We start from the raw sequence: 18,362 nt of genomic DNA, 5'->3' as shown, positions 1-18,362 counted from the left end.
AGATGAAATTAAATAAGTTATTTGACAGCAAGACGGTTGTTTTTAAAAAGTCCGATAAGTACGGCAAGAGTGATTGCTGTAAGACTAAGTGTGTTGAAGGCCAAATTGAATTTGGCGTAAAAATTCCGACTGATTTCCCCGCTTTCAACCGCGCTCTAGTTACCTTTTTGAAAACGCAAAAGAACCAACTAAACGTGGACTTAGACAGTTTTGTGGAACTCTACAAAGCAGAAAACCTCTGTTACAAAACAGCATTAAAGGTAGTGGTAGCTAGCATTACCTTCTGTGAAACAACACCTTTCACCATGAAGACCGAACCACAAAAGAATGTGGAAGTAGCAGTGAAGTGTGACAGCGAACACACGAGCCTCATTAAAGAATACGAGGTAGTGGGTAACTATGTCAACATGGCGCGTCAACTCCAAGACACCCCCTCTGACCAACTCTACCCAGAGGAATTTGTGAAGCGCTTTGAAAAGGCGGCTACTGGTTTAGGTGTTAAGATTACCGTTTTAAAGCAAGCTGATCTCATCAAAAAGAAGATGGGCTTACTGTTAGGGGTTAACAAGGGTTCGGAACGTGAAGCGCGTTTACTAGTAATTTCCTATAACAATAATAAGAAGAGCAGTGAAACTTTAGCTTTAGTTGGTAAGGGCATTACCTATGATTCGGGTGGGATGAACATTAAGACCGGTGACTACATGCGTGGTATGAAGTACGACATGAGTGGGGCAGCTATTGTGTGTTCCACCGTGTTGGCCTTAGCGAAAAACAAGGTGAAAACCAATGTAGTAGCAGTAGCTGCTTTAACAGAAAACCTACCAGGTCCCCACGCACAACGCCCTGATGACATCCAAACCGCTTACAATGGTAAAACGGTTGAAATTGACAATACCGATGCTGAAGGTCGCTTGGTGTTAGCCGATGCCATTAGCTATGCTGCTAAGGATCTTAAAGCTACCCAAATTATTGATGTCGCTACCTTAACCGGTTTAATGTCTTACATCTTAAGTACCACTTACACCGGGATCTTTAGTACCTGTGACATGGCATGGGATGCCTTTAAAAAAGCAGCTTGCTGTGCAGGCGAACCGGTATGACGCTTGCCAATGCACCCGGATTACCTAAAACCATTGGAATCAAAACTAGCGGACTTACAAAACTCCACTAGTGTTAAGGGAGCAGGTTCATCCCGGGCGGCATGTTTCTTAGCTGAATTTAGGGAAGGGGTACCTTTGATCCACTGTGATATTGCATCCACAGCTTCGATTCAAGATCTTGGTCAAGGGGTTTTAGTACGTACTTTATACGAACGTGCTGCGCAGCAAGCAAAGGAATAAACAGGCTTTCAATAAGCAGATAAAAGAAGGGTTGTAGTAGTACAGCCCTTTTTTTATTGGCACCTTAGCCTCATTGGGTCATTTATGTAAGTGATAAAGCCCCATGAAAATTATTTATCAAGAACAACCCAACGAATGTGGCATTTGTGTGCTTGGCATGTTAGCCAATGAACTGCATGAGGATAAGTATGCCCATGATGAACTGTTGGAACAAATTAACCTACCAGCTAGTGGTTTGAGTTTCTTTGAACTAGAGACCTATGGCAAGAAGTTTGGTCTCGAAATTGCTAGTTACCAGCTAACCCTAGAAGAGCTCAAACAACTAGAGGGTAAATACTTTATTGTCCACTTCCCTAAGCATTTTGTGGTGGTGCATAAAAAACAAGATAATCTCTGGGAAGTATTTGACCCCGCTAAAGGGAAATATCTTTTAAATGATGAAGAATTAAAGAAACAGTGAACTGGTTATGCCGCTACAGTGCAAAAATCATTTAAAGAAATTCCGCCCATTAATAAGCGCAATTTCTTTAAGCACTTCTTTGATTTAAACCTGATTATTTTCTATGTCTTCATTGAACTAATCATTATTGGCATTTCAACACTTTTAGCAACGGCCTCTAAAACGATGATTGCCAACACCGTTGACTTTGGGACATCAGTTAACATTGTCGTTTTTGTGGTTTTCTTTTTAGTTTTAAAAGGCTTGTACTTACTTTTGTATGCCTTGTTGCAAATGGTGCGTAATGTTTTGTTTTGAAAGCAGTATCGGGGCTATTTGGGTTGAATTATGCAAACATTACAAACCAAGAGTTTTGTCTACTTTAGCAATAAATCACCTAACCAATTAACCGAGCGTCAGTTTTACCTCAAGGAAGTGTTGTCCTTCTTTAATGTCCATATTCCTAACTTAATTATTAGCTGTACAGTAGCTTTAATTATTGGCACCTTAATTGGTATTAACCAAATGGAGTTCTTATGGATAGCAATTGCCCAAATTGTGGTGAATTGTGCCATTTTTCTTTATGACTTCTTTTTCACTAAACGGATTACGAAGCAAGCAATTCCGCAAATGGAGTTACAAAACAAGGTCAGTTTGCAGTTAGATGGCAATTTGCGTGATGAACAAAACGGCAAGCGCTTCAATTACTTAATGATGCAGTTGCGCAAAGCACTTATTAAAAACCAAAACATTAGTAATCAAAAGGAAGTGAACCACTTAGCGAGTGATGGTGTTAAAAGTTTTGCCCAACAGGTATTTGACTTTTTAATTTTGGCCTTGGGCATTATTGGCATTATTGAACAGCGCTACACCTTAGCCTTTCTCTTTTATATCTTTTCCATTCAGGCATTGTTTTCCGCTTATGCCACGAGAATCATCCAGTTTGGTGCAGCAGTTAACCTGTACCAGTTCTGTAAGGACAAACTAGTTACCTTGTTTGAAGACAAGGTTAATGATTGCAATTTCAAGGTCAGTTGGAAGTGTCCCAAAGTGATTAACTTAAACAACTGTAGTATCACTCTGAACCAAAATCTCGATTTGGCTAACCTCAACCTGAATTTAACTAATGGCATGGTTATTAGTGGTGAGAATGGTAGCGGTAAAAGTACCTTGCTGAAAATTCTGACTGGTCGAGGTTTGTCATACCAGGGTCAAATTAAGTTGGATGAATTAGACCTAAAGGATTTTAGTGCAAGCCAACTGTTTCACAACGTTTACTATTTAACGGGGCAGTTAACGGCCTACAACGACATTACTGACTTTACAGTGAAGCCTTGTTAAACTGTAAAAATCCCCAAGTATACCAGCTGTTAGCCGACACCGGCATCCACAACCAGATTAAGTTAAGTTCAGGACAAAAACAGATCTTGCAACTGTTCTTATTACAAAACCTCAAAGACAAGGTGATTTTGTTAGATGAAACACTCAACGCCATTGCCACGGAGCTCAAACCGCGCGTGTATCAGCTTTTGATCAAACCGTTGACCTATAACAACTTTGTTCTGATGGTCGAACACGATTTACGCTTTGTAAACAGTGAGCAAGACCTAATTAACCTCAGTCCTTATTTACAGCAGACATAATATGAAGCAAAAAATTATTGGCCTAACTCTAGCTTTCTTTGTTTTATTCTTAACAGCCGTTGCCATCTTATTTACGGTTAAGGTACAACGATACCTAACTACAAGCTTATGGGCAAAATTGTCTGAACAAACCTTTTTAGTTTTTAAAAACGAGCAGGATGAAGCCCAGTTTAACCAGGTATCTTGAACTAATTTTCAAGCAGAAACAACTAAAAAGGAAGATAAGAAAGCTTTTCGACTTTACAAAAAGAAAATTTCCCTAGAGCAGCTAGAAAATGAAAACCAGCAACAGCTTTTTCAAGCGGTTAATTTAAGTATTAACTTAAAACAAGGTTGGTATAATATTACGATTCTTTTACCGTCCAAAGCGCTGTTTGAAACCGTCTTTTAGTATTAACTCTAACTACTTGTTTAAGCGCTTTTTTGGCAAAAACTTTGAAGCTGGCATCGAGCTTTGTTTGCAAATTATTAAAGACAGCTTGCAGCTTTCTTTTCAACCAGAATTTGCGCTTATGATTGTTTCACCATGAAAGATGAAGCGCTTAAACCGGCAGTTTCTCAACCGCAAAGGGGTAACTGATGTGATTAGCATCTGTTACAACGAAAATGAGGCGGGGTTTTCACCAGCCATTGGTGAAATCTTTTTGTGTCCCAAACACATCTTTAAGCAGGCCAAGCAGTTTGGTTGCACACCTTGGTTTTTACTAACACGCAACTTAATCCATGGTTTGCTACACCTGTTTGAGTTTGACCATGAGCAAAGTCTGGCCTTTGAAAGTGTAACGATGTTTTTTCAAGATGAAATTCATGAAACCGTTTTAAAACTATGGAATCGATAAGAATTGGTGTTTTAGGTCTAACCAACGCTGGTAAATCAACTCTCGTTAACCAATTACACAAAGCGAATAACTTGTTGGTTTCACCTATGAACAACACTACGTTGTTGGCGGTTAGCACTAATACTATTACCCATGAAAAGCAAAACATTACCTTCATTGATGTTCCTGGCTTTAGTGAAAAACGTCACAGCTCCTATGAGTTAATTAGTCAAGAGATTCGCAAGGCTTTAAGTGGGATAGATGTCTTGTTGTTAGTGGTGCGCAGTGATCAACAGCAAAAGTTACCCTTGTTACAAACGCAATTACAACCGTTAAAGCGTTACCGTGATTTAACTCGTGTTTTGTTAATTAATAACTTCTTTGATGTTGTTTTGCAAGCGGAGGACAAGCAAGCAATTGTGCTCGATTTTAAACCGCAAGCAGTACTGGAAACTGATCTGCTTCATTTTGATGCCACTTCTTTTTGAAACCAGTTTAACGAAGTGAAACTACAAGCAAATGAGTTTCGTAAAGATGTTGAATTTTTAGATGCTGACACTGATAACTTTAAGATTTTAGAAGCGCTGCGCGAACAGATCATTAAGTACTGCAGCGAAGAAATTCCCCATGTAGTAAGGCTAGAGATTGTCGATAAGAGTTTTGATCAAGCTAAAAACCTGTTGAAGCTACACCTTTCCATTAGTGTGCCTAAACTTAGTCAAAAAAAAATTATTATTGGCCGTAATGCCCAAATGGTGAAAAAGATCGGGATGCAAATGCGTCAAAAACTACTGGAGTACTATGACTGCAATGTCTTTGTGGAATTGTTTGTAAGGACTTATGACCCTAAACAAAAAAAGTCACCTTATGGCTCTTTAATTTAGTGTCGCTAGCGCTATAAAGTTCGTTATATTAATATTAAAAATTAAAATTTTATTAATCGCAAAACGCCTCAAGGCATTTAGTGCTAAGCATGTTTGTTAATGCCAAAAACGATAAAAAAACAGAACCCATCGAACACTACATTACAGTACAAAAAGTATTTAGAACAGTCTAAAGAGAAAACTGCTAAAGCTAAAAATAAGGATGTTAGCATCGATGATTTACTCAAGAAGCCCTTCTTAGAGGAGATCAAAACCAATGTACTTAAGAAGAATAAAACTACCAGAGCTAGCACCGCTACCAGAGGTACTTCTAAAGTCAAAAAACAGATAGTTGAATCTTCTATTGACTTTTTTGACGAGAAAAAGCGTGGTGTTTTTATTGTGCCACCAGCTGGTACTAGTGTTATTAACGATGACCGGGGTGATAATAAAGCGGTAGAGGAGACTGTTAGCAAAACTGCTATTAGTCAAAATCAACTGGCACATTATGCCAACAGTGAGCTTGTTGAAACCGAACAATTTGAACTAAAACCGGTTGCTTTAGAACAGAATCAGGTTCTAACCAGCACCCGCCACAGTCAAGAACGTGAATCGATTTTTGAAAAAGCACAACTCTTTTGACAAATCTTTGTTGGTGATGTTCGTTTTGGTTTTTGAAAGAACCACACCTGAATTTGATTAGGTTTCTTTGATCAACACCAAAACTGGTATTACTTTGAAGTGGTAGAAACAGTGGAACTGCCCCAAGAACATACTGCCTTTATTAAGCGCAAACAGATTGATAGCTGTTTTTGAAAACCACTGGTTGGTAATCCTAACTATGGTTACATTCAAAACAACATTTGGGTGTGGAAGGGTTTCTTTGACACCAAACTCAATTGGATTCCTGACCCAGTGCGCTTTACCTTGCCAATGGTTGAAAAAGCCACTACAACTACACCTGTTGTACAAATTGAATTACCAGCACCACCAACTGTAACTGTAGTAGACCAAACATCACCACCAACTGCTGCTGTCACCGTTTCTACATCACAGCCAGTCATAGAAGAGCAGACCACTGTATTTAATCAAACTACTCAGCTAGAACAGCTAAGTGTTAGCGCACCACTGTTAGACCAATCGGAAGTGGAAACGGAAATGGTAGAAGTGCCGTTTGTTGCACCGTCAACAACTACCACTCAACCTCAAGTGGTTACTGTACAAGCACAACCAGCATCAAGTTCGATTCAGTTTCAAGAACCAATTATTAAGGTTGAGTTTGTTAATGAAAGTTTTGATTTCAAAAAACCAAGCCAAACAGCAGCTGCAGCTAGTCAAGCCCCTTCTCAAGCAATTAACATTGCTTTAAATGAAGCTGACCTCATTGATGAATTAGTGGCGGTTGGCACCACAGCCACCACAGCCTTACCACAAAGCGAGCTGATTCAAGAGGTGGTGGTGATTGACAACGGTCAACCCCAACAAGCTGGGTTTCATTATGTAGTTGATTTTCTCACTAGCACTGCACCACTAACTGTAGCAGAAATAGAGTTGCAAGAGCAAGAGCTAGTCAATGAGTTTGTCACAACTACTAGTAGAGAAACAACTACTTTTGCATCAACTCCAGTTTTTGAACCAGTTGTAATTCCAACAGTAGAACCTGAAGAACAACTTTTAGAAAACGAGTTTGTTGAATCAACTGTTGTAAGTGCAACATCAAATGAACCTAATGTTGCATCAACTCCAGTTGTTGAAACGGTTGAACTTACAGAAACACCAGTAAGTTTAGAACCGCTTGAAACTGTTCAACTAGAAACAGCACCAGTTGTTACTGAAACTGTTACAGTTACTGAGAAAGCAGTAGAACCAGAAGTATTAGCAGTTGTTGAAGAAGCACCACTTGCTGTAGAACCAATTGTTGAAACTTCAACAACATTAGCTGCAGAGACCGTTGAAGAAGCGCAAGTTGAACAAGAGTCAACAGCTGTTGCAGTCGAACCAGCTATTGAAACCGAGTCAAAAGCAACTTCTGAAGCCCAAGCTGAACTGGATTGGGAGGCGTTAATTGGTAACAGTGAATACGGTTACTTTGATGCAGAGCAAAACTGGATTTGAACCGGTTACTTCGATGAAGATAACAAATGGGTATCCACAGCTACAGCGCAAACAGAAGCAAATGCTGAAGAAGTTGTTTTAACAGCAGACGCTGAAACTTCAGAGTTAAATACTGAATCTGATCCTAGCTTTGAAACAGAAGTAGAAATTCAACCTGAACCAGAACCTAACTTTGATTTGGAAACGATTCCTGAACCAGAATCAATTGAAACTACTGAACCAGAACCTAATTTTGAACCAGAAGTAGAGCTTGAACCAGAAATTGAACCTAATTTCGAATCCGAAACTGAAGTTCAACAAGAGCTAGCACAAGAATCAAGTTTCGAGTCTGAACCAGAACCTAATTTTGAAACAGAAGTAGAAGTTCAACCTGAATCAGAAATTGAATTTAAATTCGAAGCCGAAGTTCAATCAGAGCCAAAAGTAAGTTTGAATTCAGATTTTGAAACTAAACCAGAAGCTCAAGCGGAGGTAACGCCAGAAACCTTGGAAGTAGAGGCAACATCTGAAGCTCCAGAACTTCAACCAGAAACTGAAGCAACAAAAGTAGTTGATGACGTTGAAGAAGAGCAACTTGATTGAGAACTATTGATTGGTAATAGCAATTATGGTCATTATGAACCTAGTGGGGAATGGGTATGAGCTGGTTACTTTGATGACAACCAAATATGAACACCAGATGCTAGTGTTGAATGGGCACGTGAAAGTGATTACACAGATCTAATAGGTGATGAAATCTATGGTAGATATAACCGTAAAGGAGAATGGATCTGATACGGTTATTATGATGAGACCGGTGAATGAGTCTTAGTTGATGAACACTATCAGAATCATCAACCAAGGATTAGTGAAGCACCACGGTTCTGGGAGCAGTTAATAGGCAACGAAGACTATGGTTACTATGAAGATAATGAATGAAAGTGGTACGATGGGGAATTTGACAGTGAGGGTAACTGATTAGTATTCCACAGTTCCAACGCTGAAGATGCGAAGAACATTGACATAGCCAAGGATATCCCTGTGTTTGAAAGCTTTGATGTGGACTCGATTGATGCTGATGAATGATTAGATCAGTTTTCCGATTCCGATGCTAAGGAGGTATTTGGCGAAGACTAATTTATGCGCAAACAGTTTTTAATTGCACACCGTGGTTACAGCACCATTGCTCCTGAAAACACTCATTTAGCCTTTGCTGCTGCACAATTGTTTGGTTTTGATGGTTTGTGGATGGAAGTGCAACTCACTAAAGATAAACAAATAGTAGTCACTAATTTAGACAACTATAAGGTAGGAAATAAAACCCATAAACTGAGTGATATTAACCTAGTTGATCTCAAAAAGATTAACTTAGCGAAGCAGTTTAAGGTAAATGTCCAAGAACAGACAATCTTGACCTTAAAAGAGGTGTTAATGGAATTTTTAACCCCGTTTCGCTTTCTCTTGCTTTTTATTAAGGGCGAAGAAGAACAACAAAACCAGGTACTAGTAGAACAGTTAGCACAACTACTAGAAGGTTTTGAGTTAGCTAAAGAAAAGTTAATCTTGCTGTCCAGTCACTTTTCCACGATTAAGTACCTCAACGAAAAGTTAAAGAGCTTTAAAACTAGTTTTGTCTTTAACAGTAAAAAGCAGTTAGTTCATTTAACTAAAGATGAGATTACCCAGAACTGTCGTTTCTTAGCGCCCAATGATAGCTTTTACCACAAAAATTGTGCGGAGCTACAAAGCTATGGCCTGCCAATTATCCTCTGGGTAATTAAAGGGCTTTTACGTTACCAGTTTTACGAAAACGATCGCTTTGTTAAATTTCAAATAGCAGCACAACTTTACTAACTTGGAGCAGTTTTTTCAATCAACCGCAAAGCGCAAAACTCCAGCTTGATTAACCGGGAGCTTTAGCTTCTTTTTGGTCTTTGTCTACTACATCATTGTGTGGGTGTTATTAGGGGAAATTAATGCCTTAGGTTTTAACTTTGTCATTGCCCCAAATAACCGTACTTTAATGGGTAGGGAAGTAGAACCCATTTTTGATTTAGTACTACTGTGGTTCTTACTAGTGCCCTTAGTAGTTTATGCGTTGCTTTTACTGCTTTTATTCTTTACAACCCCATACCTAATTGTGGAGGCAATTCCCTTTTTTTATGGAATTGCTTTGATGATGATTAGCCTCTTTATGAGTGGTATGTTTCCTCAAGCTTGAAACGTTTGGGTAATCTTTGGGCGTTTTGTGTTAGTGTTGGTAGTGTTAATGCTGAGTTTCTTTGTAATTAATAAACTAACTAACTTAGTTTTACTACGTTCACGCTATGCCATGGTAGTAGCACAAGGACTGGTTCACACAGGTAAAGTCAAACAACAAAGCCAACAGGCTATGTCTGACATTAAAACGAAATGAGATAAAGAAAAGAGCAAAACAGTTGTTGTTACCATCAAGAAAAAGCGCGTTAAATCAAGTGATTAATAACTTATTGTCAGTTTTTGTATTAGTGCTGGATTAGTTTATTTGCCATTTTCTCCAGTGTTTTATTAACACAGCTTTTAACTACAACTGCTTACCATTCTTTGAAACCATTTGAAGGCGTTCTTACCTGATAGTTTGAGACGCTTGCTTTTAATAATTTTTGTTTATTTAAAATTCAGTTATTAAAGCAACAGCAGAGGTAAATAAAGTTTTATGAAAGCATATGCAATGTTAAAAATTGGCGCTACTGGTTGAATCGAAAAACCAAGACCAGTTTGTGGACCCAATGATGCGATAATTCGACCACTGGCCGTAGCACCATGTACTTCAGACGTCCACACCGTTTGGGAAGGTGGCATTGGTGAACGTCACAACATGGTTTTAGGCCATGAGGGCTGTGGTGTTGTGGATGAAGTGGGGTCTGAGGTCAAAAGCTTTAAGGTTGGTGATCGCGTTTTAGTGGCAGCCATTACACCAGAATGAAATTCGGTTAATGCTCAAGCTGGATACCCTATGCACTCCGGTGGCATGCTGGGTGGTTGGAAGTTTTCCAACGTTAAAGATGGCATGTTTGCTGAATACTTTCACGTCAATGATGCTGAGGGTAACTTAGCATTGATGCCAGAAGGGATGGATTTAGCTGATGCATGTATGTTGTCAGACATGATTCCCACAGGCTTTCACGCCAATGAACTAGCTGACATCCAATACGGTGTCGCGTTGTCGTTTTTGGTGCTGGTCCAGTTGGTTTAATGGCGATCGCTGGTGCAGCCTTAAAGGGTGCTGGACGCATTATTGTGGTGGATTCTAGACCAGATATTGTGGAAATTGCCAAAGCATACGGTGCGACTGATTACATTGATTTCAAAAAGGTTTCAGTTGTGGATAAAATCTTGAAGTGAACCAACAATGAAGGAATGGAAAAGGTGTTAATTTCTGGTGGTGGTTCGACTATCTTAGAAACAGCGATTAAGGTTTTAAGACCAGGAGGCAAAATTGGTAACGTTAATTACTTTGGCGCTGGTGAGTTTTTAACTATTCCTAGAGTTGAATGGGGCGTTGGTATGGCTCACAAGGCCATTCATGGTGGTCTTATGCTTGGTGGTCGGTTAAGGTTAGAAAAATTAGCACGTTTAATTATGACCAAAAAACTCGATCCTTCCAAAATGATTACCCATCGCTTTAAGGGTTTTGAACACATTGAAGAAGCCCTGTTTTTAATGAAAGATAAACCGAAGGACTTAATTAAATCCGTGGTTATTTTTTAACCAAATTAAGTTAGCTTTCAAAAAAAGCATGTTGGTACATGGTCCCTTTATGGTTGCCTGTTTCCCCGTACTTGAAACACTGGGATAGCTGCTCTTTGTTTGAACAATCTCATGTCAAGCTGCTTTTTAATTAATAAACTTACTAACCTGGTTTTAATAACCAACATAAGCAATACGAAAATTAAAACCAAGCGAGCTCAACCATGGGATTAACAGATTATTGTGAGTGCCGCTTTAGTGCGGGTAACGGGGGCAATGGCATTATTGCTTGACGCAGGGAAGCCCATTATGACAAGGGTGGTCCTGGTGGCGGTAATGGCGGCAATGGTGGTAACGTTGTGTTGCAAGCCGACCACAACTGCGATTCCCTCTTTTTTTTAAAGAATAAAAAACACCTGTTTGCTGAAAGTGGCGGCAATGGCAAACCCGATTTAGCCCATGGTAAAAACGGGGAAGATTTGGTTATTAAGGTACCAGTGGGAACTACGGTGCGTGACCTTGATACTAACCAGATCTTAATGGACTTTGTTCATGACCAACAGAGCTTTATTCTCTGTTACGGTGGCAAGGGCGGTAAGGGCAACGCAGCTTTTAAAAGTCCAATTATGCGCGCTCCCAATCTGTATGAAAACGGCGACAAGGGTCAAAGTTTGCATGTGAGCTTGGAAATAAAGTATTTAGCTAATGTGGGGATTGTGGGTTTTCCCAACACCGGTAAGTCCACTTTAATTTCCAAACTGTCCAACGCTAAACCCAAGATTGCTAACTACCGTTTTACAACCTTAGTGCCCGTATTGGGGGTAGTTAAACACAACGACCAAAGTTTGGTGTTTGCTGATATTCCCGGGTTAATTGAAAACGCCAGTGAGGGTAGTGGTCTGGGTCACTATTTCCTGCGCCACATTGAGCGTTGTGAAATCCTAATTCACTTAATTTCACTCGATCCCGTGGATCATGACGATCCTTGTCAAGCGTATGAACAAATTATGCGTGAACTGTCGAAGTACTCCCAGCTGTTAGTTAAAAAGAAGATGCTGGTCGTGGCCAATAAAACAGACGTTGACCTTGATGGTACCCGTTTTCAAAAGTTAGCACAATACCTCGAAAATAAAGGAATTCCCTTGTTCAAAATTAGTGCACTCAAACAAGAACTGGGTGATCTAGTGGCCCAAGTGTTTGCGCTCCACCAAAAAACGCTAGCGCAATTCGGTGCCAATAAGTTTCATTTACCCATGGAAATGGAGAAGCACTATGTCTTTGAACAGGCCAGTGAAACCGACCATGATCCACTCAACATTGAACGTGATGCCTTGGGGCGGTGGCATGTTGAATGCAAGCGTTTACATTATTGGTTTGACAAGATTCCCCAAACTACACTTGACAACATTCGCCGTTTAGGTAATAAGATTAAAGAAGTGGGCATAGAAGACCAATTAAAGGTGGCAGGTGCCAAAAAAGGCGATGTCATTGTGTTTGCTGGCCAGGAATTTGTAATTAATGACTAAAAATTTATTGAACTATTTAAACGAATTGGAAGCTTGACTCACCAATTACGTTAATGAAGCTCACGCTCAGGGCGTGGTTGTTGGATTGTCAGGTGGAGTTGATTCGGCAGTTGTAGCCGCCATGGCTAAAAAACTGTTTCCGCAAAACCACTTAACCTTGGTAATGCACATTAATAACTCCGAGTTAGATCACAAGGCCACAACTGCCTTAGTGGAACAATTACAACTCAACAATAAACAGGTGGATTTAGAACCACCTTACCGCGCTATGTTGCAAGCATTGACCATTGATCCCCAAAAGGAGTTAATGGTAGCCGGCAACCTCAAAGCACGTTTACGAATGGCTTGTCTATACACCCATGCCCAAAAGCACAACTACTTAGTTTTGGGTACTGGCAACTTCATTGAGTACAGCTTGGGCTACTTTACTAAATGGGGTGATGGGGCGTGTGATGTGGCACCCTTAGCGTTCTTGTTAAAGAGCGATGTTTATGCTTTATCCCAGCACTTCAATGTTCCTGAATTGGTCATTGAACGAGCCCCTACTGCTAGTCTGTTTGCCGGGCAGACTGACGAAGCGGAAATGGGTTTGACGTATAAGGAATTGGACCAGTACTTTCAGGGCCACTTACAGTTAAGTGCCACGAAACAACAACGGGTTGACCACTTGCGCCAAAGCTCCCAGCACAAGCGTAGTTTACCTAAAACCTTTAAACCACTTTATTCCTTCCAAATCTAGTTGGGATCCACGTGTTTGCGAAAGAGGTGTTCAATTGCAAAGTCGAGCACATTAGTACTCACTTCGTGTCTTTCACTCCAGGGAATAATTAAATCTGCCTTCTGTTTCATCTTTTCGACAAAGATTTCGTACATTGGACTAACTGCTTCGCGTCATTGTTTAATGATAGAAGCGACATCACGACCGCGTTCCCAGTCCCGTTCAATCCGGCGAATTAAGCGTTCCTCTCCAGTCGCTTCCACAAAGATCTTGAGCTTACACAATTTAGCAATCCGTTCATCAAACCACGGCATTAAACCTTCCAAGATGACTACATTTAAAGGACCTATTTCTATGGTTTCCTTTTTACGGGTGTAATTAACATAGTCATACATTGGCACAGCCACTGTTTTACCCATTAGTAAGTTATCGAGGTGACTTCACAACAGCTTTCAATCAAAGGCATCGGGGTGATCGAAGTTAATCGCTTTGCGTTGCGCCATTGATTTGTTCTTGTATGGTTTGTAATAGTTGTCCTGGGGCAGAATAGCAACTTTAAGCTTTTTACGCAAAAGTTGGTAAATCATGTCAGCGATCGTAGTTTTACCAGAACAACTCCCGCCACCAATTGCCACTAAAATTCCTTTTTTACTATCCATGGAAGTAACGCAATTAAAGCAATTGTTAATTATTTAAAATTAATCGAATTTACATGTCAAAAAAACAGCTTGTCAAAACCGATGGGCATAACCAATTAGATCAACCAAACACTAAAGCACTACAGTTAAAAAAGAAGCAGTTTAACAGTGGTGTACGCGTTACTAGTGAAATTAGTTTTTTAAGGGAAGTAATTGCCCATCATCCCGGTATCGAAACCGAACGAGTGATTGATAACCAGACCTTTGGCAGTGCAATGTACTTAGAACGCGCTCAAAAGGAACACCAGTTATTTATTAAGATTTTGCGCCAACATGGTACAAAGGTGCACTATTTACAAGATTTACTGTTAGAAGCTTTAAGTGCGGCTGACCCTAATGTGCGCCAGGACTTCATTAAGAACTTTTTATTGGAATCAGGCATTAAAAGTGTGAGTACCTTCGAAGCTTGCTTAAACTTCTTTCGCAGTTTAGATTCGCTTGTAGATGTGATTAAGGTCATGTTTGGTGGCATTAAGGTATCAGATGTACCACCGATTACCCCGCAACGGTTTGCCGACATTCATGTAAGTAATTCACCGTTTTTAATTAAACCGCTATCGTTTTCCCTTTATCCACATAAGTTCTTCAATACCCTAGGAACGGGTGTCGCTTTATTTGTCACTAATGATTCTGAGTTAAAGCGCCATTCGTTAGTGTATGAATACATCATGCGCTTTCACCCCCGTTTTGATGGAGTTAAGCTTTATACTAACCGTGACTTTAAGAACTGTTTGATTAACAGTAGTGACATTATTCAAATTAGCAATGAAATCTTGCTAATTGGTATTAGTCATGACACCGATGTGTTGGGAATTGAAAGCTTGGCACGTAATTTATTAAGCGATCACACTAATCCAATTAAGCAGATTATTGCAATTAATATCCACAAGTTTGGTGCTAAGACCAATCTCAATAAACTTATAGCGATGGTGGATGTCGACAAGTTCATTATTGCGCGCAAAGTGTTACAAGCTACCGAAATCTTTGAACTCACAGCCACCGCCCAGAGGGATGTGGATGGCTTAGCACAAATTAAATTCAAACCGCTAAAGTTTAATTTTGGTGAGATAATTGAAGCGATTATTGATAAACAACCCCGCTTTGTTATTATTGGTGGTGGTGATGAAGTGGCTGAGCGTAAAGAACTCTTGGACTGTGGTATGGGCGTATTAAACTTAAGCCCTGGAGAAATTGTGGTCTTTGATCGCAACCACTACACCAATAATCTTCTCAATGAACTGGGATTAATCATCCATAAGATCCCCGCTTCCGAACTTTCACGGGGTCCTAGTGGCCCCTTGGAAATGGTTTGCTCTCTCTGGAGAGAATAATGCGTCGGTAGCTCAGCGGATAGAGTACACGCCTTCTAAGTGTGTTGTCGTGGGTTCGAGTCCCACCCGATGCGCCATTAACTTTTAGCTACCTTAGAGTTTGACTTTAAGGTAGCTTTTATTTTGATCTGTTCCAAAATTTGACGCACTAAATGGGAGTTATTTATCGTAGTTGCATCTAAGTGAAAGGAGAGTAAACTACTACCAAATACTGCCTTATATTCGGTTAAGCTCGGTTCTATGACTGGTTTGTGTTGACCACTAATGGTTACAACTGCTACATTAGGACAGTGTTTTTTTAATCCCTGGAATCATTCCATGATTGCAGTGGGATTTTCCATGAACTGTAAACTTTCAACTAAGCAGATTAAACCGTTAATTTCCCATAACAGACATTTTTGCAGCTTCTTGTGGTGCTGCACATTAATCAAGACATTTTTAAAGTCCGCTAAGCGTAAAATCCGTTTTATTAAGGGAGTAATGTGCTCTTGCGCTAAGCTGTTAATCCGTTTAGTGTTTTCCTTGTCAAACAAGATTCATTTACCAGTTTGGTTGGCAAACTGTTCTGTAATAATAACCTTCCTTGTTTTTTCAATTGCTTGCAGTTGGTCTAAGCCCTGACTCTTTTTAAGGTCAAACAGAATTGCACCAGCACTACTAGTTACATAAAACTGTTTGGCAAATTCCAAGAAAGCTGTTTTAGCTAACTCTGGATCGACAAAGCTAGCTCAACCTAACTTAAACATTTTTCTTCATGGCAATCAGGATTTGCTGGCGCTTGCCATGGAAAAACTTAAAGAACAGTGGTTTAAACTGGTCTTTTTGCTCCGAATCCTCAAACTCGAGGTATTGATCTAAGCTTTGTTTAATGTGGAAGATAATGCCGTTGGGCTTTAACAGTTTTAAAGCAAAGGCATTAACCTCAATAATGCTGCCAAGTCCGCGGGAGCATAAAGTGTCGTATTGTTCAGTGTGGTTTTCAATTCTGGCACAAAGTGCTTGGGTATTGTTTAGTTCCAGTGTTTGAATCACCTCTTTTAAAAAGTTAACCTTTTTGTGTTTGCTATCAATTAAATCCAAAGTTTTGATTTGGGGAAACAACAGCTTTAAGATGACACCAGGACAACCATTTCCACTACCCAAATCTGCAACCTTTTTATGGTCAAAGTAACTGTCATACTCATTAAAGAGCTCGATAATTTCTTGGACTAAGTGTTCGTAAATTTCGCCTTCAGTTTTAAGACCGGTGAGGTTAAAGTTTTGGTTGGCTGTTTGTACTAGTTGAACATACTGTTTCAATTTACTGTTATTCATGGTTATCTAAAAAATGTTTAATCGCTAAAATATCGTTAAAGTTAATGCCCGCTACTTGACTAGCTACACTGAGATCAGTTGGTCTAATTTTGGAGAGTTTAACAATTGCTTCACTCGCTAAGTTAGGTACTTTGTGGTAATTTAACTTTAAGGGAATTTTGACACTACTGAGGTTGTTTAAACTCTTGAAGTACTTTTCACTCTTCTTAATGTAACCAGCGTACTTAATGTCAATGTCAATCTGGTTTAAACTTTGTACATCCAAGTCAAAACGCTTGGGGAGTAGTTGTACTAAATCAACCAGCTTAATTTCAGCACGCTTGGTAAAGTCAAACAGCGTTTGGGCCGTGTTTTTAAAGTTTAATTTCAAGGCAGCAATTTGCCCAACGGTAGTGGTTTGCAAATAATCAATTAATTGTTTTTTCTTTTGTTGTTGTTCCAAGTAATTGGCATACACATCTGCTTCCACTAAACCTAAGGCTCGGCTCTTTTCAATTAGACGTTCTTGTAAGTTATCATTGCGCAACCACAAACGGTGTTCAGCGCGCGAAGTTAACAAGCGGTAGGGATCACTAATTTCCTTAGTAACCAGGTCGTTAATCATGACACCAAGGTATGCCTCATTGCGCTGTAACACAAATTCGGGTTTACGCTGTAGCTTTAAAGCGGCGTTAATCCCAGCGATTAAGCCCTGGCCAGCTGCTTCCTCATACCCACTGGTACCATTAATCTGTCCGGCAAAATACAGATTTTGAATTAACTTAGTTTCTAGTGTTGATTTGAGTTGTATCGAACTAAAGGCATCATATTCAATGGCATAGCCATACTTTTGAAACCGGGCATTTTTAAACCCAGGGAGTAAACGGACAATGTGCTCTTGCACCTCTGGGGGAAAGGAAGTGGAAAACCCTGCTAGGTAAACCGTTTCTAAACTAAGTGATTCAGGTTCGACAAAGATTTGGTGCCGTTCTTTGTCTTGAAAGCGAAATACCTTGTCTTCAATACTCGGACAGTAAAGTGGTCCGTTTGCTTTAATACTACCGTTAAAGACAGCGGACTGTTTTAAGTTGGCCAGAATTAACTGATGGATCTGGGGATTGGTATGGATTAAGTGACAGATCACTTGCTGTTCTAGTGGTAAATAATTCTTAGTAGTAAAGCTAAAGGCTAAATGAGGGGTAGTGTTAGCTTCCACAGCCATTTGGCTAAAGTCGAGTGATTCGCGTAGGATCCGTGGTGGTGTCCCAGTTTTTAGTCGTAACGTTTTAAAACCCCGCTTAATTAAGTTAGTGGAAAGGTATTCACTGCGCTTAGCGCGGTCAGGACCTTCTTCTTTGCTTAAGCTACCACAGTAAGTTTTGGCCTTTAGATAAGTTCCCGTAGTCACAATAACAGCATCTGATGCCAGTTCACTACCATCAGCTAACACGACACCTTTAACTTTACCGTTACTTTCAAGGATATCAACGGCTTCCCCAGCAATTAACTCAATGTTAGGCGTTTGGTCAATTTGCTGGCGAAACCACTTCTGATAAGCAATTTTGTCTATTTGAGCGCGGATTGCTTGCACTGCTGGACCTTTCGAGCTGTTGAGCAGCTTGTATTGTAAAGCAGTGGCATCAGCGGCCTTACCCTGCATCCCTCCTAAAACATCGATTTCCCGGGTTACTATACCTTTAGCAGGACCTCCTATGGCCGGGTTACAGGGACACGACCCCACATGGTTGGGATCTAGTACTAAGAGGTTAACTTTTAGCCCTAGTTTACTAGCAATAAATGCGGCCTCTAATCCGGCATGACCGCCACCAATAACTGTTAGTGTAAAAGACATTTTGCAAGGTTAAATATA

At 40.0% G+C, this 18,362-nt stretch carries 16 protein-coding genes, 1 tRNA gene and 1 pseudogene; 14 read left to right on the top strand and 4 right to left on the bottom strand.

The features are described 5' to 3' along the window. The first annotated feature begins 2 nt into the window (after positions 1 to 2). The 12 genes and pseudogenes from F539_RS03245 (at position 3) to nadE (ending at position 13,191) form a co-directional block, all read left to right on the top strand. Positions 3 to 1,340 (top strand): leucyl aminopeptidase, encoded by a 1,338-nt coding sequence (locus tag F539_RS03245; RefSeq protein ID WP_010874929.1) that lies wholly within the window; start codon positions 3 to 5, stop codon positions 1,338 to 1,340. Positions 1,341 to 1,443: 103 nt separating this feature from the next. Beyond that, positions 1,444 to 3,422, top strand: a pseudogene (locus F539_RS03240) (cysteine peptidase family C39 domain-containing protein). Between the two features lies 1 nt (position 3,423). Beyond that, positions 3,424 to 3,813 (top strand): MPN570 family protein, encoded by a 390-nt coding sequence (locus F539_RS03230; protein ID WP_010874927.1) that lies wholly within the window; start codon positions 3,424 to 3,426, stop codon positions 3,811 to 3,813. Further along, on the top strand, positions 3,797 to 4,261 hold the full coding sequence (ybeY, locus tag F539_RS03225; RefSeq protein ID WP_015344925.1) for an rRNA maturation RNase YbeY: 465 nt from the start codon (positions 3,797 to 3,799) through the stop codon (positions 4,259 to 4,261). Before F539_RS03230 ends, ybeY begins: the two co-directional genes overlap by 17 nt. Then, the gene (gene era / locus F539_RS03220) at positions 4,249 to 5,124 is read left to right on the top strand and encodes a GTPase Era (protein WP_010874925.1); all 876 of its coding nucleotides are present in this window, start codon (positions 4,249 to 4,251) and stop codon (positions 5,122 to 5,124) included. Before ybeY ends, era begins: the two co-directional genes overlap by 13 nt. A gap of 99 nt (positions 5,125 to 5,223) precedes the next feature. Continuing rightward, the gene (locus F539_RS03215) at positions 5,224 to 8,334 is read left to right on the top strand and encodes a terminal organelle protein P200 (protein ID WP_014325604.1); all 3,111 of its coding nucleotides are present in this window, start codon (positions 5,224 to 5,226) and stop codon (positions 8,332 to 8,334) included. Positions 8,335 to 8,337: 3 nt separating this feature from the next. After that, a complete protein-coding gene (locus F539_RS03210; RefSeq protein ID WP_014325603.1) occupies positions 8,338 to 9,051 on the top strand; it encodes a glycerophosphodiester phosphodiesterase family protein in 714 nt (237 codons plus the stop codon). A gap of 1 nt (position 9,052) precedes the next feature. Further along, positions 9,053 to 9,679, top strand: a complete 627-nt coding sequence (locus tag F539_RS03205) for an MPN565 family protein (protein ID WP_014575024.1) — start codon at positions 9,053 to 9,055, stop codon at positions 9,677 to 9,679. A gap of 228 nt (positions 9,680 to 9,907) precedes the next feature. Then, entirely contained in the window at positions 9,908 to 10,432 is a 525-nt protein-coding gene (locus F539_RS04600; RefSeq protein WP_275452282.1) for an alcohol dehydrogenase catalytic domain-containing protein, read from the top strand. Next, positions 10,432 to 10,947, top strand: coding sequence for a zinc-binding dehydrogenase (locus F539_RS04595; protein ID WP_275043634.1), 516 nt, complete (start codon positions 10,432 to 10,434; stop codon positions 10,945 to 10,947). The genes F539_RS04600 and F539_RS04595 overlap by 1 nt, the downstream gene beginning before the upstream one ends. Positions 10,948 to 11,150: 203 nt before the next feature. Further along, a complete protein-coding gene (gene obgE, locus F539_RS03195; RefSeq protein ID WP_010874920.1) occupies positions 11,151 to 12,452 on the top strand; it encodes a GTPase ObgE in 1,302 nt (433 codons plus the stop codon). After that, complete coding sequence (nadE, locus tag F539_RS03190; RefSeq protein WP_014325600.1) at positions 12,445 to 13,191, top strand: NAD(+) synthase; 747 nt, start codon at positions 12,445 to 12,447, stop codon at positions 13,189 to 13,191. The genes obgE and nadE overlap by 8 nt, the downstream gene beginning before the upstream one ends. On the opposite strand, the gene udk is transcribed toward nadE, so the two are convergent. Further along, positions 13,188 to 13,829, bottom strand: a complete 642-nt coding sequence (udk, locus tag F539_RS03185) for a uridine kinase (protein WP_010874918.1) — start codon at positions 13,827 to 13,829, stop codon at positions 13,188 to 13,190. The two genes, nadE and udk, sit on opposite strands and share 4 nt — an antisense overlap. A 53-nt stretch (positions 13,830 to 13,882) precedes the next feature. Here udk and F539_RS03180 point away from each other — a divergent pair, with 53 nt between their 5' ends. Together F539_RS03180 and F539_RS03175 are read left to right on the top strand one after the other, a co-directional pair. After that, the gene (locus F539_RS03180) at positions 13,883 to 15,199 is read left to right on the top strand and encodes an arginine deiminase family protein (RefSeq protein ID WP_010874917.1); all 1,317 of its coding nucleotides are present in this window, start codon (positions 13,883 to 13,885) and stop codon (positions 15,197 to 15,199) included. Between the two features lies 1 nt (position 15,200). Further along, positions 15,201 to 15,276: transfer RNA gene (locus F539_RS03175), tRNA-Arg, on the top strand. On the opposite strand, the gene F539_RS03170 is transcribed toward F539_RS03175, so the two are convergent. The 3 genes from F539_RS03170 to mnmG are packed head-to-tail and all read right to left on the bottom strand — an operon-like array spanning position 15,277 to position 18,344. Continuing rightward, complete coding sequence (locus F539_RS03170) at positions 15,277 to 15,984, bottom strand: MPN559 family protein (RefSeq protein ID WP_010874916.1); 708 nt, start codon at positions 15,982 to 15,984, stop codon at positions 15,277 to 15,279. Further along, positions 15,938 to 16,513: a 16S rRNA (guanine(527)-N(7))-methyltransferase RsmG gene (rsmG, locus tag F539_RS03165; RefSeq protein WP_010874915.1), complete on the bottom strand. Its 576-nt coding sequence runs from the start codon at positions 16,511 to 16,513 to the stop codon at positions 15,938 to 15,940. The genes F539_RS03170 and rsmG overlap by 47 nt, the downstream gene beginning before the upstream one ends. Next, positions 16,506 to 18,344, bottom strand: coding sequence for a tRNA uridine-5-carboxymethylaminomethyl(34) synthesis enzyme MnmG (gene mnmG, locus F539_RS03160; RefSeq protein WP_010874914.1), 1,839 nt, complete (start codon positions 18,342 to 18,344; stop codon positions 16,506 to 16,508). Before mnmG ends, rsmG begins: the two co-directional genes overlap by 8 nt. Positions 18,345 to 18,362 lie beyond the last annotated feature (18 nt).

The organism is Mycoplasmoides pneumoniae FH (assembly GCF_001272835.1).
GTDB classification, from domain to species: domain Bacteria; phylum Bacillota_I; class Bacilli_A; order Mycoplasmatales; family Mycoplasmoidaceae; genus Mycoplasmoides; species Mycoplasmoides pneumoniae.
This window is presented reverse-complemented; position numbering and strand designations above follow the sequence as displayed.